This window comes from Conexibacter arvalis, assembly GCF_014199525.1.
GTDB classification, from domain to species: Bacteria; Actinomycetota; Thermoleophilia; order Solirubrobacterales; family Solirubrobacteraceae; genus Conexibacter; species Conexibacter arvalis.
Genome location: NZ_JACHNU010000001.1, coordinates 991,945 through 1,007,403 on the forward strand (window position 1 = coordinate 991,945; position 15,459 = coordinate 1,007,403).

General features: G+C 73.8%; 15 protein-coding genes. 7 read left to right on the forward strand and 8 right to left on the reverse strand.

Annotation, left to right across the window (positions count from 1 at the left end):
- Nucleotides 1-105: 105 nt before the first annotated feature.
- The gene (locus tag BDZ31_RS04670) at nucleotides 106-747 is read right to left on the reverse strand and encodes a TetR/AcrR family transcriptional regulator (protein ID WP_183339458.1); all 642 of its coding nucleotides are present in this window, start codon (nucleotides 745-747) and stop codon (nucleotides 106-108) included.
- Between the two features lie 155 nt (nucleotides 748-902).
- On the reverse strand, nucleotides 903-2,279 hold the full coding sequence (gene gad / locus BDZ31_RS04675) for a glutamate decarboxylase (RefSeq protein ID WP_183339460.1): 1,377 nt from the start codon (nucleotides 2,277-2,279) through the stop codon (nucleotides 903-905).
- Between the two features lie 194 nt (nucleotides 2,280-2,473).
- On the opposite strand from gad, the gene BDZ31_RS04680 reads away from it, so the two are divergent.
- On the forward strand, nucleotides 2,474-3,091 hold the full coding sequence (locus tag BDZ31_RS04680) for a TetR/AcrR family transcriptional regulator (RefSeq protein ID WP_183339462.1): 618 nt from the start codon (nucleotides 2,474-2,476) through the stop codon (nucleotides 3,089-3,091).
- Nucleotides 3,092-3,098: 7 nt separating this feature from the next.
- Here the strand turns inward: BDZ31_RS04680 and ilvD are convergent, their stop codons facing one another.
- Nucleotides 3,099-5,000: a dihydroxy-acid dehydratase gene (ilvD, locus tag BDZ31_RS04685; protein ID WP_183339464.1), complete on the reverse strand. Its 1,902-nt coding sequence runs from the start codon at nucleotides 4,998-5,000 to the stop codon at nucleotides 3,099-3,101.
- A gap of 93 nt (nucleotides 5,001-5,093) precedes the next feature.
- On the opposite strand from ilvD, the gene BDZ31_RS04690 reads away from it, so the two are divergent.
- On the forward strand, nucleotides 5,094-5,651 hold the full coding sequence (locus BDZ31_RS04690) for a TetR/AcrR family transcriptional regulator (protein WP_183339466.1): 558 nt from the start codon (nucleotides 5,094-5,096) through the stop codon (nucleotides 5,649-5,651).
- Between the two features lie 79 nt (nucleotides 5,652-5,730).
- Here the strand turns inward: BDZ31_RS04690 and BDZ31_RS04695 are convergent, their stop codons facing one another.
- Complete coding sequence (locus BDZ31_RS04695) at nucleotides 5,731-7,167, reverse strand: FAD-binding protein (RefSeq protein ID WP_183339468.1); 1,437 nt, start codon at nucleotides 7,165-7,167, stop codon at nucleotides 5,731-5,733.
- 120 nt (nucleotides 7,168-7,287) lie between these two features.
- Between BDZ31_RS04695 and BDZ31_RS04700 the strand changes: the two genes are divergently transcribed.
- Nucleotides 7,288-7,572, forward strand: coding sequence for a putative quinol monooxygenase (locus tag BDZ31_RS04700; RefSeq protein ID WP_183339470.1), 285 nt, complete (start codon nucleotides 7,288-7,290; stop codon nucleotides 7,570-7,572).
- A 106-nt stretch (nucleotides 7,573-7,678) separates the two neighbouring features.
- Here BDZ31_RS04700 and BDZ31_RS04705 read toward each other — a convergent pair whose 3' ends face one another.
- The 3 genes from BDZ31_RS04705 to BDZ31_RS04715 all read right to left on the reverse strand — a co-directional run bounded on the left by BDZ31_RS04705 (nucleotide 7,679) and on the right by BDZ31_RS04715 (nucleotide 10,324).
- Nucleotides 7,679-8,755, reverse strand: a complete 1,077-nt coding sequence (locus BDZ31_RS04705; RefSeq protein WP_183339473.1) for a hypothetical protein — start codon at nucleotides 8,753-8,755, stop codon at nucleotides 7,679-7,681.
- 169 nt (nucleotides 8,756-8,924) lie between these two features.
- The gene (locus BDZ31_RS04710) at nucleotides 8,925-9,617 is read right to left on the reverse strand and encodes a 3-oxoacid CoA-transferase subunit B (RefSeq protein ID WP_183339475.1); all 693 of its coding nucleotides are present in this window, start codon (nucleotides 9,615-9,617) and stop codon (nucleotides 8,925-8,927) included.
- Entirely contained in the window at nucleotides 9,614-10,324 is a 711-nt protein-coding gene (locus BDZ31_RS04715; protein ID WP_183339477.1) for a CoA transferase subunit A, read from the reverse strand. The genes BDZ31_RS04710 and BDZ31_RS04715 overlap by 4 nt, the downstream gene beginning before the upstream one ends.
- Before the next feature lie 102 nt (nucleotides 10,325-10,426).
- Here BDZ31_RS04715 and BDZ31_RS04720 point away from each other — a divergent pair, with 102 nt between their 5' ends.
- Together BDZ31_RS04720 and BDZ31_RS04725 are read left to right on the forward strand one after the other, a co-directional pair.
- Entirely contained in the window at nucleotides 10,427-11,359 is a 933-nt protein-coding gene (locus BDZ31_RS04720; RefSeq protein WP_183339479.1) for a LysR family transcriptional regulator, read from the forward strand.
- A gap of 8 nt (nucleotides 11,360-11,367) precedes the next feature.
- The gene (locus BDZ31_RS04725; protein ID WP_183339481.1) at nucleotides 11,368-11,838 is read left to right on the forward strand and encodes a protein-tyrosine phosphatase family protein; all 471 of its coding nucleotides are present in this window, start codon (nucleotides 11,368-11,370) and stop codon (nucleotides 11,836-11,838) included.
- A gap of 60 nt (nucleotides 11,839-11,898) precedes the next feature.
- On the opposite strand, the gene BDZ31_RS04730 is transcribed toward BDZ31_RS04725, so the two are convergent.
- A complete protein-coding gene (locus tag BDZ31_RS04730; protein WP_183339483.1) occupies nucleotides 11,899-12,192 on the reverse strand; it encodes a hypothetical protein in 294 nt (97 codons plus the stop codon).
- Between the two features lie 604 nt (nucleotides 12,193-12,796).
- Between BDZ31_RS04730 and BDZ31_RS04735 the strand changes: the two genes are divergently transcribed.
- Entirely contained in the window at nucleotides 12,797-13,708 is a 912-nt protein-coding gene (locus BDZ31_RS04735; RefSeq protein ID WP_183339485.1) for a LysR substrate-binding domain-containing protein, read from the forward strand.
- 188 nt (nucleotides 13,709-13,896) lie between these two features.
- A complete protein-coding gene (locus BDZ31_RS04740) occupies nucleotides 13,897-15,453 on the forward strand; it encodes an ABC transporter substrate-binding protein (RefSeq protein WP_246344720.1) in 1,557 nt (518 codons plus the stop codon).
- Nucleotides 15,454-15,459: the final 6 nt, after the last annotated feature.

Below are 15,459 nucleotides of genomic sequence, written 5' to 3' on the forward strand. Positions count from 1 at the left end.
CCAGTCTCCTCACGGTCGCTCATCCTACAGAAACTCGCTGTTTCCGTTTTTGGTGCATTGCAGTCATTCCCCCCGGATGCGGCGCCCCCCGATCGGCTTCCCCCGTCACTCCTCCTCGTCGCGGTCCACGAGCTGGCCGAGCCCCGCGTCCATCAGCTCCCCGAGCAGCTCCGGCAGCTGCTCGGTCTCCCCGCGCGCGATCCGCGAGTAGAGGATCCCGTAGATGCCGCCGGCGATCGCTTCGCTCACCAGCGACGGCGCGGAGTCGCCGCGGGCCTCTTCGCGCGGGAACTCGATGAAGCGGGCGAACTCGAGGATCGCCGCGTCGCGGCGCTCGCGCGCCCGCGGCCCGGCCGCCAGGACCTCGACGACGCACATGCGCGCGAAGGCCGGCTCGGCCGCGCAGCAGTTCAGGAACGCGCGCAGCCCCGATTCGACCCGCTCGCGCAGCGACCGCCACCTTCCGCCCTCGTGGTAGGCGGCGCCGACGAGCATCCGCGCGCGCAGCAGCGCGGCGTCGTAGGCCTGGAGGAAGCAGTCCTCCCTGTTCTCGAACAATTCGTAGAACGTCTTGCGCGACATTCCCGCGCGTCTGAGCACGTGCGCGACGGCGGTGTCGGCGTAGCCGCGCTCGCCGACCTCCGCCACGAACGCGGCGAAAAGGCGCTCGCGCTTGGCGACGAGCGCGAAGTCGGGCGGTTCGAGGCCGTCGGCGAAGGCGTCGTTCGGGGCTGGAGCCATCTGCATGGCGCGAGACTAGTGCGTCGCAGAGCGCTTGACAACCAAAAACTCACCGTTCTATGGGGACCGCGAAAAGAGCGGCCTGGTGAGAGGAAACTCCGGGGACGCTGGAGGTTCCGGGTGGGCGCGGGCGGAGACCGCCCGCGCCCTCCCGCGGCGCTCTAGTAGCCGTGGCCGCTGTGGACCGGGCCCGGCACCCGGTGGCCGGCAGCCCTTCTGCGCAGGTCGGCGATCGAGGCGGAGACGTCGTCGGCGAGCGCGTCGGCCAGCTCGCGCGTCTGGTTGACCTTCACCAGCATCCGCATGATCTGCTGGTCGTCGTTCTGCGGCGGCAGCATGTAGGCGGGCACCATCCAGCCGCGCCGCTGGGCCAGCTCGCCGACGAGGTCGGTCGCGGTGAACGGCTCGTCCTCGCGCACGCGCGAGATCACGAGCGGCAGCCGCGGCTCGTCGTCGTCGAACAGCTCAAGAGCGTCCTCCGCTCGCAGCCGGTCCGCGAGCGCGGCGGCGTTCTTGTCCATCGTCCGCACGAGCGAGGCGTAGCCCTGCCGGCCGAAGCGGACGAAGTTGTAGTACTGGGCGAGTATGAACGCCGAGCTGCCGGAGAAGTTGAGCGTGAAGGTCGCGTCGCGCTCGCCGAGGTAGTCCTCGTAGAAGACGAGCTGCTCGGGCAGCTGCTCCTCGTCGCGGAAGACCAGCCAGCCGACGCCCGGGTAGACGAGCCCGAACTTGTGGCCGGAGACGTTGATCGACTTGACCGACTCCAGCCGGAAGTCCCAGTCGAAGTCCGGGTGGCTGAAGGGGAAGACGAAGCCGCCGCTGGCGGCGTCGACGTGCATCGGCACGTCCAGGCCCCTGCCCTTCAGCTCTCTCAGGTGGGCGTCGATCTGCGCGACCGCGTCGCACTCGCCGGTGAAGGTCGTGCCGACGACGGCGACGACCCCGATCGTGTTCTCGTCGATCAGCGGCGCCAGCTCCTCGGCGCCGACGGTCGTCTGCCCGCGCGGCAGGTCGGCCTGCCGCGGCTCGACGTCGAAGTAGCGGCAGAACTTGTCCCACACGACGTGCACGTCGGCGCCGTAGACGAGGTTGGGCCGGTCGGCCGGCTTGCCGGCCGCGGCGCGCGCGTTTCTCCAGCGCCACTTCATCGCCAGCGCCCCGAGCATCACCGCCTCCGAGGAGCCGGCCGTCGCGGTGCCGGGGGCCTCCGGCTCGCCCGGCCCGTGGAAGAGGTGGTGGAGCATCCGCACGCAGCGGTTGGCGATCTCGGCGGTGCGCGGATACTCGGCGTGATCGATCCAGTTGCGATGGAGGTTCGTCGCGATCACGTCCTGTGCCTCGGGCTCCATGAACGTCGTCACGAATGTGGCGAGGTTCTTCGCCGGGTCGCCGTCGAGCAGCATCTCCGACTCGACCAGCGCCCGCGCGACGCGCGGGTCGCGGCTGTGCTCCGGCAGCTCCCGCACCGGCGCCGGCTCGGTGAAATAGCGCTCGGCGAAGTTGACCTCTCGCCCGTTCTCGGTCCGCTCGTCCAGCATCAGGCCCGTCCCTTCCTGGTCGCGTGGCGGTCGCGGCGACGCTACCGCAGCGGTCGACCGCGCGCCGGCCGATTTTCGGCGCGGGCGCCGACGCGCGCGCCCGCGGCGCGGAGAGGAGCGGCTGCCGATCGCCTCGCCGGGGACGCCCGGCGACGCGACGTCCGGACCGGTCGGTCGGCATCATGCGACGGGCGATGGCGACGCGAACCGAGCCGCGCGGAACGCGCGGCAGCCATGATCCCGAGCAGACGCGCCGGCTGCTGATCGACAGCGCGCTGGCGCTGTTCAGCGACCGCGGCTTCCACGGCACCTCGGTGCAGGAGATCGTCGAGCGCGCGCACGTGACGAAGGGCGCCTTCTACCACCACTTCGACAGCAAGGAGGACGTCCTCGCGCTGATCCACGAGCGGTTCCTCGACGCGTGGCGCGCGTCGCTGGAGCGGATCGTCGCCGAGCTCGCGTCGCCGGCCGACCAGCTGCGCGAGGCGATCCGCGAGTCGGTGCTGGCGGTCGCGCGCCACCGCCAGCAGGTCGCCGTCTTCTTCCAGGAGCGCCGCTGCCTGACCGGCAGACGCGCGCTCGAGGTCGACCGCAAGCGCGACGCGATCGACCGCGCGATGGACGCGATCGTGCACGCCGGCGTCGAGCAGGGCCTCTTCGACCGGCGCACGACCGCGCGCGTCGCCGTCCTCGGGATCGTCGGCATGTCGGCCTGGGTCCACCAGTGGTACCGCCCCGAGGACCCGATGCCGGCCGACCGGGTCGCCGACGAGCTGGCCGCCCTCGCGCTCGACGGCCTGCTCGTCCGCTGACCAGGGCCTACGCGACCGGCGTGCCGCCGGCGTCGCGCTCGGCCATCGCCGCGACCGCGCGCTCGACGGCCGCGACATCGCGGACGGCGCCGGTGTCGGCGGAGGTCGCCATCGCGGCGTAGGCGCGCAGCGCCGGGGAGACCTGGCGCGGGCGCGGCGCGGCGGGGGCGTAGCCGCCGTTCGCCTCCAGCTCGCGGCGCCGCTCGGCCAGCTCGTCGTCGGAGACGGCGAGGTTGATCGTGCGGGCGGGGATGTCGATCTCGATCGTGTCGCCGCTGCGCACCAGCGCGATCGCGCCGCCGCTCGCCGCCTCGGGCGAGACGTGGCCGATCGAGAGGCCCGAGGTGCCGCCGGAGAAGCGGCCGTCGGTCAGCAGCGCGCACTCCTTGCCGAGGCCGCGGCCCTTCAGGTAGGAGGTCGGGTAGAGCATCTCCTGCATGCCGGGGCCGCCGCGCGGGCCCTCGTAGCGGATCACGACCACGTCGCCCGGTCTGACGCCGCCGGCGAGGATCGTCTCGACGGCGTCCTCCTGCGACTCGACGACGACCGCCGGGCCGCTGAATCTGAGGATCGACTCGTCGACGCCGGCCGTCTTCACCACGCATCCCCGCGTGGCGACGTTGCCGTAGAGGATCGCGAGGCCGCCGTCGGCCGAGTAGGCGTGGTCGACGTCGCGAATGCAGCCGTCGGCGGCGTCGAGGTCGAGCGACTCCCACCGCTCCGACTGCGAGAAGGCGGTCGCCGAGCGTCTGCAGCCGGGCGCGGCGTGGAACAGCTCGACGGCGACCTCGGCCGGTCTCGGGCCGCGCACGTCCCACGTCTGCAGCCACTCGTCCATCGTGCGCGCGTGGACGGTCGTCACGTCTTCGTTCAGCAGGCCGCCGCGGCGCAGCTCGCCGAGGATCGCGGGGATGCCGCCGGCGCGGTGGACGTCCTCCATCAGGTAGTGGCCGTTGGGCGCGACCTTGCAGACGCACGGCACGCGGCGCGAGATCGCGTCGATGTCGGCCATCGTGAAGTCGACCTCGGCCTCCTGCGCGGCGGCGAGCAGGTGGAGGACGGTGTTGGTCGAGCCGCCCATCGCGACGTCGAGCGTCATCGCGTTCTCGAACGCCTCGCGGGTCGCGACGGCGCGGGGGAGGATCGAGGCGTCGTCCTCGCCGTAGAACCGTCTGCACAGCTCGACGGCGGTGGCGCCGGCCGCCTCGTACAGCTCCTTGCGCGCGGTGTGGGTCGCGAGCGTCGAGCCGTTGCCGGGCAGCGAGAGGCCGAGCGCCTCGGTCAGGCAGTTCATCGAGTTGGCGGTGAACATGCCCGAGCAGGAGCCGCAGGTCGGGCAGGCGGCCTCCTCGATCAGCGCCATGTCGTCGTCGCTGACCGACGGCGAGACGGCCTCGGCCATCGCGGTGATCAGGTTGAGGCCCTTGCGCACGGTGCCGTCGACCAGCGTCGCGGTGCCGCCCTCCATCGGGCCGCCGGAGACGAAGACGGTCGGGATGTTCAGCCGCAGCGCGGCGTTCAGCATCCCCGGCGTGATCTTGTCGCAGTTGGAGATGCAGACCATCGCGTCGGCGCAGTGGGCGTTGACCATGTACTCGACGCTGTCGGCGATCAGGTCGCGCGAGGGCAGCGAGTAGAGCATCCCGTCGTGGCCCATCGCGATCCCGTCGTCGACCGCGATCGTGTTGAACTCGCGCGGGACGCCGCCGGCGGCGATCACCGCGTCGGCGACGACCTCGCCGACCGGCTTCAGGTGGGTGTGGCCGGGGACGAACTGGGTGTAGGAGTTGGCGATCGCCACGATCGGCTTGCCGAAGTCCTCGCGCGCTACGCCGGCCGCGCGCAGCAGGGCGCGGGCGCCGGCCATGTTGCGGCCGTGGGTGACGGTGCGGGACCGCAGCGGTGCCATGGTGGTTCGTCTCCTCGTCGGTGCCGGGGTTTCGAGTCGCCGCAGGAGGTCGGAACGGGGATTCCGGGCGACGGTCTGCGATAGAGTACCGGAATGGCCGTTCCGCCGCCATGGACATCGCTCACCTCCGACGAGAAGCGGGCGCGGACGCTCGCCGTCGCCAACGAGCTGTTCGCGCGCCAGGGGATCGCGGTCTCGATGCCGGCGCTCGCCGAGGCGGTCGGCGCCGGCGTCGGCTCGATCTACCGCCAGGTCGGCAGCAAGGAGGACGTGATCGCCGCGCTCGTGATCGAGCGCTCGCGGGTCCTGCGCGAGCGCTTCCTCGCGACGCTGGAGGAGCCCGACCCGTGGGCGGCGCTCGCCGCCGCGACCCACGCGACCGTCGACGACTGCGTCGCCGACGCGCTCACGCAGACGGCGTGGGACGAGGCCGCCTTCGCCTCCAAGGCGGTCCGCGAGGCCCGCGCCGGCGCGACCGAGGCGCTCGCGCTGATGACCGAGCGGGCCCGTGCCGCCGGCGAGCTGCGCGACGACGCGACCCACGAGGACCTGCGGATCGTCTTCTGCGCGCTGCGCGAGCTCGGCGGCATCGGCCCCGACGCAGCCCACCGGCTCGCCGAGCTGGTGCTGCGCGGGATGCGCGCCGGCTGAGGCGACTCGCGCCGCCGCGGCGCCCGGCTCCCTCCGCGCGTGCGGCGGCCGCGCGGGGGCCGCTCGTCCGGCCGCCCGCTCACCACGGCGGCGGGAAGCGGCCCGCCGGGTCGTAGCGCTCGCGCACCGCGCGCAGCCGCTCCCACGCCTCCGCGCTGAAGCAGTGCGGCGCGCGCTCGGGGTGGCGCAGCACGTCGGTCTCGTTCAGGTAGCAGCCGGCGCGGAACGGCTCCATCGCCGCGGTCGTCGCGTCGGCCCAGTCGCCGTTGCGGTCGTCCGCGGCCGGGTCGTCCCACTTCGCCGCCCACGACAGGAAGCCGCGCGCCGCGACCGAGGCGGCGGCGTCGTGCGGCAGCTCCGGCGCGGTGCGGAAGTCGACCATGCCGAAGCTGCGGCGGTCCGGCGCGGCGGCGACCCGCTCGGCGAGCGCGGCGGCGGCGCCGACCGGGTCGTCGCTCCAGATCGTGTCGCTGACGACGCGCAGCCGCTCGCCGGTGATGCCGCCGCGGGCGTACAGCCGCGGGAAGTCGATCGGCAGCGGGCCGACCTGCTCGAGCGCGCCGGGCGGCGCGGCCGCGGCGAGGTCGCGGAGCGCGGCGCGGGCCTCGTCGGGGTCGTCGTGGAAGGCGATCGCGCGCACGCGGCAGAGCGGCGGGCGCGACTGGAGGCCGCGCGCCGCGGTCGGCCCGGCGGCGCCCGCGGCGGGCGCGAGCGAGGTGCCGGGCGCCCCTTCGCCGACCCGGCGAGCGTCGCCCGCGCCGTCGACGTCCCCCTCGAAGGCGGCGAACCGCTCGAGGTCCGGTCGGCCGGCGTCTGCGTCGCGCTGGAGCCACTCGGCGACCGCGCGGGCGGCGCCGAGCGGATAGGTCCAGCCGGCCGCGTGCATGCCGCGCGGGAGCGGGCGGGTCGCGAGGCGGAAGCCGACCGCGACGGCGGGGAAGCCGGCCCCGGCGCCGCGCGCCGCCCAGAAGAGGTCGGGGTCGCGCTCGGCGTCGATCGTGCGCAGCTCGCCGTCGGCGCAGACGACGTCGACCGCCTCGACGCCGAAGCAGGCGTACTCGCCCCACGAGCGGCCGTTGAAGCCCATCCCGCCGCCGAGCAGGAAGCCGCCGATCCCGACGGTCGCGTGGTGGCCGGTCGGGAAGGCCCGGCCGCGCTCGGCGAGGAAGCGGGCGAGCGTGGCGGAGGCGATCCCGGGGCCGACGTGGGCCGTCTCGCCGTCGAGCGCGGCGCCGTCGAGCGCCGAGACGTCGAGCATCACGCCGCCGTCGCGCAGGAAGGTGCCGGCGTAGTTGTGGCCGCTGCCCTTGATCGCGACCGGCGCGCCCGCGGCCGCCGCGTGCCGCACGACGGCGACGACGTCGTCGACCGTCCGCGCCTGCACGATCAGGTCCGGTCGGCGGGCGGGGAGGTTGCGCGCCCACAGGCTCGCCCGTCGCGCCGGCTCGTAGCCGGGCTCGCCGCGGCGCAGCACCGGAGCGCCGTCGAGCGGGAGATCGTCGCCGAGCGCCGCCATCGCGGCGACAATATACAGTCGCCAGAGGCATCCATCGGATGCGTCCCGACGCGATGCTCGACCCTCAGCGGCCGGCCGCTCCCGCCGATGAGTTCGCGCCGCCGCTGCGGTCGTAGGGGCATGCTGATCATCGCCGGTCACCTCCTCGTCGACCCCGCCGACCGCGACGCCTACGTGCGCGACTGCGCCGCCGTCGTCGAGCTGGCGCGCGCCGCCCCGGGCTGTCTCGACTTCGCCCTCACCGCCGACTCGCTCGACCCCGCGCGCGTCAACGTCTACGAGCGCTGGCGGGACGACGCCGCGCTCGACGCCTTCCGCGGCTCGGGCCCGGACGGCGCCGTCGCCGCGCGCATCGTCGCCGCCGACGTCCGCAAGCACCGCGTGGCGTCGACCGAGGCTGCGTGAGGGCGCTGTTGCGCGAGCGTCTCCGTTCGCGCAACAGCCGTCGGCGGCTCGGCCCCGACGCTGGAGGAGGCCGGCGCCGACCTGGTGCAGTCGCCCAGCGCGGCGCTCACTCCCGGTCGGCCCGCTCCCGCGCGGCGCGCGCCTCCGCGAGTCGCGTCGCGGCCGCTTCGTGCTCGGCGCGACGCGCGGCGGCGGCGCGCTCGGCCGCCTCCAGCTCCCGTGCCGCCGCCGCCAGCTCGTCCTCCGCCGCTGCGACCGCGGCGTCGGCCCGCTCGATCCGCCGCGCCCGCTCCGCCGCCGCGCGCTCCGCTGCGGCCTTCTCGGCCGCGGCGCGCTCGGCGGCGGCTTTCTCGGCCGCGGCGCGCTCGGCGGCGGCTTTCTCGGCCGCGGCGCGCTCGGCGGCGGCTTTCTCGGCCGCGGCGCGCTCGGCGGCGGTCTTCTCGGCCGCGGCGCGCTCGGCGGCGGTCTTCTCGGCCGCTGCGCGCTCGGCGGCGGTCTTCTCGGCCGCTGCGCGCTCGGCGGCGGTCCGCTCCAGCTCTGCGGCTTCCGCGGCGGCGGGCGCCGCGGCGGAGTCGTCGGCCGCGGGAGCCCCCATTCGGGCGGCGTCCTGGGGTGCCGCCCTTCTCGGCGCGGCAGGCGCGGCGTCTCGAGCGGCCGCTCTTCTCCCTGCGGCGCGCGGCGCGGGCGCCGCCGGCGGCACGATCCCGCCGAGGTCGCCGAAGCCGCTGGCGACCTGCTCGCGCAGCAGCCGGCTGCGCGCGATCTCGGCGAGCACGTCGGCGTCGACGGCAGCGGCGCGCAGCGTGGCGCGGATCTTCTCCAGCGTCGGCGGATCGGTCGCCGGCGCGGCGGCCGCGACCGCATCGGCGGCGGCGCGGACGCGCTGCTCGGCGTCGCGCAGCGAGGTCGCGTCGGCGCCGCCGCCGAGCAGGTCGCGGTGGGCGGCGTGCAGCGCATCGACCGCTTCGGCGAGCGCGCCGACCAGCTCGGGACGCTCGCGCGCCGCGACGTTCAGCGCCCACGCAGCCCGCGTCGGCCGCCGCAGTCTTCTCACGCGCGCGGCGCCGGCTCTGTCGCCAGCCTCCCGCAGCCGCTTGGCGAGCGCGTCGCGCGCCGCGACGAACTGCTCGGGAGCCGCCGCGTAGAGCGCCGCGATCGCGTCGTCGTCGGAGTCGGACCTCACGTCGCGAGACGCTAGCGCGGTCGCTGGTGGGCGCGGCGGTGGCACCAGCACCCCGGCCTGAGGGAGGAGGGGCGACTTGGGGGTGCATATCACCCCCAGGGCGCCACTGGTCCGCTCAGGCGGTCGCGCTGTGGGAGCGGGCGGAGAGCGCGCTCGAGCTGCCGATCCTCTAGCTGGCCACGACGGGCTCGGAATCGCCGTCCGCGCCGGCCACGCGGAACTCCGCCTCCGTGCGCTCGCGCACCTGCTCGACGGTGACGCCGGGCTGGGTCTCGACGAGCACGAGCTCGCGGGAGCCGTCGGCGGCGCGCGGGAGGTCGAAGACGGCGAGGTCGGTGATCAGCCGGTCGACGACGCCGCGGCCGGTCAGCGGCAGCGTGCAGGCGGGCTTGACCTTCGACTCACCGGCCTTGCTGAGGTGCTCCATCACGACGACGGTCCGCTTGGCGCCGTGGACGAGGTCCATCGCGCCGCCCATGCCCTTGACGAGCTTGCCGGGGACCATCCAGTTGGCGAGGTCGCCGCCGGCCGACACCTCCATGCCGCCAAGGATCGCCAGGTCGACGTGGCCGCCGCGGATCATCGCGAACGACTCGGCGCTGTCGAAGTAGGCGTGGCCGGCGACGGCGGTGACCGTCTCCTTGCCGGCGTTGATCAGGTCGGGGTCGACCTCGTCCTCGGTCGGGTAGGGGCCGATGCCGAGCAGGCCGTTCTCGGACTGGAGCAACACGCCGGCTCTGGCGACGCCGACGTCGGCCAGCAGCGTCGGCATGCCGATCCCGAGGTTGACGACCATGCCGTCGGCGATCTCCTGCGCGGCGCGGGCGATGATCAGCTCGCGCGGGGTGACGGTGGCGCTCATCGGCTCGCCACCATCCGCCGCTCGATCCGCTTCTCGCCCGGCGGCGCCTGCACGACGCGCTGGACGTAGAGCCCCGGCGTGTGGATCGCGTCGCCGTCGAGCTCGCCGACCTCGACCAGCTGCTCGACCTCCGCGATCGTGACGCGGCCGGCCGCGGCGGCGAGCGGGTTGAAGTTGCGGGCGGTGCGGCGGTAGACGAGGTTGCCGAGCGCGTCGCCCTTCCATGCGCGCACGAGCGCGAAGTCGGCGACGATCGCGTGCTCGAGCACGTGGTCGCGCCCGTCGAAGGCGCGCGTCTCCTTGCCGTCGGCGACCGGCGTGCCGACGCCGGCCGGCGTGTAGAAGGCCGGGATCCCGGCGCCGCCGGCGCGCAGCCGCTCGGCGAGCGTGCCCTGCGGCACCAGCTCGACCTCCAGCTCGCCGGAGAGGAACAGCCGCTCGAAGGTCTTGTTCTCGCCGACGTAGGAGGAGACCATCTTGCGGATCTGCCCGTTGGCGAGCAGCAGGCCGAGGCCGGCGTCGTCGACTCCGCAGTTGTTGCTGACCGCGGTCAGGTCGCGCGCCCCCTGGTCGCGCAGGGCGGCGATCGTCGCCTGCGGGATCCCGCACAGGCCGAAGCCGCCGACCGCGAGCGTCGCGCCGTCGCGGACGTCGGCGACCGCCTCCGCCGCGCTCGCGACCACCTTGCCCGCCGTTCCCGTCGTCATCGCTCCTCCTTCGTCTCGCGTCGGTGCGCGTCACGGCCACTGTGAGGCGCGGCGATTGAGAAGTCCAAGACCAAACCAGTCCGACTGTTATAAGTGGCGCTTATGGAACTGCGGCAGCTGCGCTACCTCGTCGCGCTCGCCGACGAAGGCCACTTCACGCGCGCGGCGGCCCGCTCGCGCGTCGCCCAGCCGGCGCTGTCGCAGCAGATCCGCAAGCTGGAGGAGGAGCTGGGCGTCGCGCTCGTCGACCGCACGACGCGCCGCGTCGCGCTGACCGCCGCCGGCGCGGCGCTGGTCGCGCGCGCACGGCGGGTGCTCGCCGAGCTCGACGCCGCCGACGCCGAGCTGCAGCAGCTGACCGGACTGCTCGCCGGCCGTCTCACGATCGGGATCACGACGACCCCCGGCCCGCTCGACCTGGTGCCGCTGCTGGAGCGCTTCCACGCCCGCCACCCCGCCGTCGAGCTGGTCGTGCGCGAGGGGCTGAGCGTCCGCCTGGCCGCGGAGCTGCGCGCCGACGCGCTCGACGTCGCGCTGCTGTCGGGCGCCGCGCCGGAGGACCGCGGCCGGCTCGAACTGGAGCCGCTGGCGCGCGAGCCGCTGGTCGTCGCGCTCGGCCCCTCGCATCGGCTCGCCGGCCGGCGCCGGATCGCGATGCGCGAGCTGCGCGACGAGAGCTTCGTCGCCTTCCGCGAGGGCGCGACGATCCGCGAGGCGGTCGCGCGCGCCGCGCTCGACGCCGGCTTCGCGCCGCGGATCGCCTTCGAGATCCAGGAGGTCGCCCGCGCCCGCGCGATCGTCGCCGCCGGCCTCGGCGTCGCCGTGCTGCCGCGCTCCGACGCGACCGCGCCCGGTCCCCCCGTCGCGACGGCCGCGCTCGTGAAGCCGGCGCTGACGCACGCGATCTCGCTCGCCGTCCGCGGCGGCCGCCGTCACGCTCCCGCCGCGCGGGCGCTGCTGGCGCTGGCGCGCGAGACCTACGGCGCCGGCGACCGGCGCCGGTCGCGCCCCGCGCCGTCGGTCGATTCGTCATGATCGGCCCGATGGCATGGGAGATCGGCCCGGGCGTGATCGAGCTGCCCGACGGCGCGCGCCTGCGCGGCCGCGGGCTCCGCGACGGCGCGATCCCCGAGCCGCCGCCGGAGTGGGGCCTCTACCTGCTCGGCAGGCCGCCGGCGGACGCGCCGTGGCCCGGCCGGTGGCTGCGCTGCCGGGACTTCTCCGTGCCGCGCGACCTCGCCGACGCGCGTTCTGCGTTCGAGGAGGCCCATCGCCGCGCGCGCGACGGCGTGCGGGTCGAGGTGGCATGTGGCGGCGGCAAGGGGCGCACGGGCGTCGCGCTGGCGTGCATCGCGCAGCTCGCCGGCGTCCCCGCCCACGAGGCGACCGCGTGGGTCCGTCAGCGCTACGACTCCCGTGCGGTCGAGACGCCGTGGCAGCGGCGCTGGGTGCGGCGCTTTGCGGCTGGCGGTTCGGTGCCGCCGGCGCAGCGTTCCAGCGGCCGTTTGGATTAATTGAGCGCATGCACGACGGCACCTGCGCCCCGACGACCGTCGGGGCGCTGGCGGTCCGAATCAGCACCGGAGCTGGTTGGTGCGCACCCACATGTCGCTGCTGTTGCCGTCGGTGTGGCCGAACGACCAGAAGACCCCGCTGTGGACGACCGTGTAGTGGCCGTGGAACGCCTGGCCGGTGTGCAGGATCCAGTCGACCGGACCGATGCCCGGGCCGTCGCCGTACAGGTAGACGTTGCTCTGGTTGGCGACGCAGGTGAACGCCGGCGTGCCGCCAGCAGCGGCTGTTCCGGCGGTACCGAGTGAGAGGGCCGCGGCGCTCGCGAGCCCGACGATGCAGTGACGGAGCTTCATCCGTACGTCCTTCCAGTTGTTGAGTTGACGCCATGGCCTCGCACCGCGCGCATCATTGAGCATGCCGAGTCCAAGTACGGGCGACAGATGCTTCATAATCAATTGAGGATCGACCCGGATCCATCGGGTCGCGCGGTGTGTCTCCCAAGCCGACCGTACATTGATGAGCCGTCGGAAGCAAGCGGTTGATGTCCGTCAATTCGCACAAGTTTCATTAGCTGACGGGCGCGCGCGACCAGGTTTATGTGGTCCGCCGGCGACATCCAGGTCAAAAGCCCTGAAAGAGGTCTTACTGCCCTGTGGTGAAAAGGTGAGGCATGGGCCCGTCGTCGCAGGCGTGTACGAAAGACGTCACCTGAGTGTGACAGCGAAGTGGCAGATCAACGCGTCGTCGCAGCGACGCGCAGCAAGCGGAGGACCGGGTCGGAGGCGCCGTGCAGGCGGAGGCCGGCCGCGTGGAGCAAGACGAGCTGCTCGATCGCCGCCGCGGCGATCGGCTCCCCGGACAGCAGCGCGTCGCGCCGGCGGCGTCGCGTGACGCGGTTGATCGGCCGCCAGCGGGTGTGAGAGCATCGCTCGCCGATGTCTCGGGGCCGTCACTAGCGTGGAGCTTCGCCACCTCCGATACTTCCTGGCGGTCGCCGACACGGGCTCGGTCACGCGCGCGGCGAGCGCGTGCTTCGTCGCCCAGCCGTCGCTGTCGCGGCAGCTGAAGCGGCTGGAGGAGGAGCTGGGCGTCGCGCTCTTCCGCCGCGACGCCGGACGGCTGCAGCTCAGCCCTGCCGGCTTGCAGTTCGTCGAGATCGCGCGGGATCTCGTCGCTCGCGCCGACCGCGCGCAGGCGACGGTGGCGGCCCTCAAAGAGGGCGAGGCGCCGCGGCTGACGGTCGCCGCGCCGCCGACGACGATCGCCGACGTGATCGCGCCGTTCCTCGCCACCACGACGCCGGACGACCCCTTCATCACCGCCCACGAGACGGTGCCCGCGGCGGCCTACGACGCGCTCGCGCGCGGCGCCGACGTGGCGATCTCCTCCGCGCCGCCGCCGACGCAACTGATCGGCGAGCCGCTCGCGCGCCTTCCGATCCTCGCCTACGTGCGCGCCGACCATCCCCTTTCGCGCCGGCGCGCGGTCGCGATCGACGAGCTGGCAGCGGCGGGGCCGCTGCTGCTGCTGACCGGCGAGCACGGCACGCGCCAGCGGTTCGATCGCGCGGCGGTCGACGCCGGCGTCCGCTACCAGGTCGCGTTCGAGACCGGCTCCTCGCAGATCGCGCAGGCGCTCGCGGCCGCCGGTCACGGGATCGCCGTCGTCTCCGACGATCCCCGCTACGGCCTCCACCCGCTCGCGATCGAGGGGCAGCGAGACAGGCTGTGGATCGACCTCTTCGCGGCCTGGGATCGCGATCACTACGCGGTCGACACGATCCGGTGGTTCGTCAGCCGTCTGGTCCGCTACTGCATCCATACCTACGGATCAGAGGCCGCTCCGCCCGGGATGCGCCAGATCGCATAGGCCAGGTCGCCGCCGCCCGAGCCGGCCGCCCAGCCATGCCTCGAAGCTATCGCCTGCGCCCGCCACAGGCATTGGACAGCATGGGATCGCCCGGCGAGCATGTCGCGCCGTTGAACGTGACTCGGGAGAGAGCCATGAAGCGCACGCGACGTCTTGCGAAGTTCGGGGCGGCCACAGCGGTGGCCGCGATGGTGGCGGCCGGCTGCGGCAGCAGCGGGGGAACCGGCACGGGCTCGGGCTCGGGCCCCGCCGGCACGTCGATCCTCGACGTGGCGACGACCGCCGCCGTGACGACCTGGGATCCGGTCAAGAGCTTCTCGACCGAGGTCTACTACCTCGCGAACGTCTACGAGCCGCTGCTGTGGGCCAACCCGCCCGGCGCCGCCGAGCGCTTTCGTCCCGGTCTCGCGGTCAGCTGGAGAAGATCGGCGGACGCGAAGACCTGGACCTTCAGACTGCGCTCCGGGGTGACCTTCCACGACGGCTCGCCGCTGACGGCGGCCGCGGTCAAGCAGTCGATCCTCGCGGTCAAGGACCGCGGCGGCGCCTCCTTCCTGTGGAGCGCGCTCGACCGCATCGAGACGCCCGACGAGCAGACGGTCGTCTTCCGCATGTCGGCGCCGACCGAGGTCGACGTCGCGGCCTCGTCGATGTACGGCGCCTGGATCGTCGCGCCGAGAGCGCTCGCCGCCGCCGCCAGAGACGAGCGCTGGTTCGAGCGCGGCCGCGACGCCGGGACCGGCCCGTACTCGATCGCCGAGTACACGCCCGGCAAGCAGGTCGTGCTGAGAGCGTATCCGGGCTACTGGGGCGCGTCCGAGAACGGCGGAGCGTTCCGCACCGTCAACGTGCAGATCGCCGCCGACGCCGTCGCGCAGCAGCAGATGCTGCAGAGCGGGCAGGTCGACATCGCCAGCTCGCTGCCGCTGGAGAACGTCGCGCAGTTCGAGCACGACGACCGCTTCGCCGTCGAGGTCTGCGAGAGCAGCCTCAGCTATCTCGGCTTCTTCAACACGACGCGCAGACCGCTCGACGATCCGAAGGTCCGGCGCGCGCTCGCGCTGGCGCTGCCCTACGACGAGATCATCGACGTCGGCGCCGAGGGCTTCGGGACCGCCGCGCGCGGCCCGGTGCCGAAGGGCGTCTTCCCCTACGACGAGGAGATCCCGGCCTCGGCGCAGGATCTCGCGGAGGCGAGACGGCTGCTCGCCGAGGCCGGGCACCCGAACGGCGGCTTCACGCTGCGGCTCACCTACGCCGCCGAGAACGACCAGCAGAAGCAGTTCGCGCCGCTGATCAAGGACGCGCTCGCGAAGATCGGTGTGAAGGTCACGCTCTCCGGCAAGCTGTTCAACCAGCAGTGGGAGGAGGCGAAGGGCGACCCGCGCAAGGCCCAGGACATCTTCCTGCTGCTCTACTGGCCGACCGCGAGCGACGCCGGGTCCGACAACCTCGCGACCCTCTTCCGCTCCAGCGAGAGACCGTTCTTCAACCTCAGCTACTGGAGAAGCGCGACGTACGACAGGCTCGTCGACGAGGCGATCGGCCTGACCGCGACCGACCGCGACGGCGCGCAGCGGCTCTACACGAGAGCGATGCGGCTGCTGATCGACGAGGCGCCCGGCATCTACCTCTACGACGTGCGCCGGCCGGTCGTCGTCGCCAAGGGGCTGACCGGCCTCGAGTGCAACCCCAACTACTCGTTCAACCTCTTCTTCCACGAGCTCGGGACCGGGGCCGCCTGAGCGGGG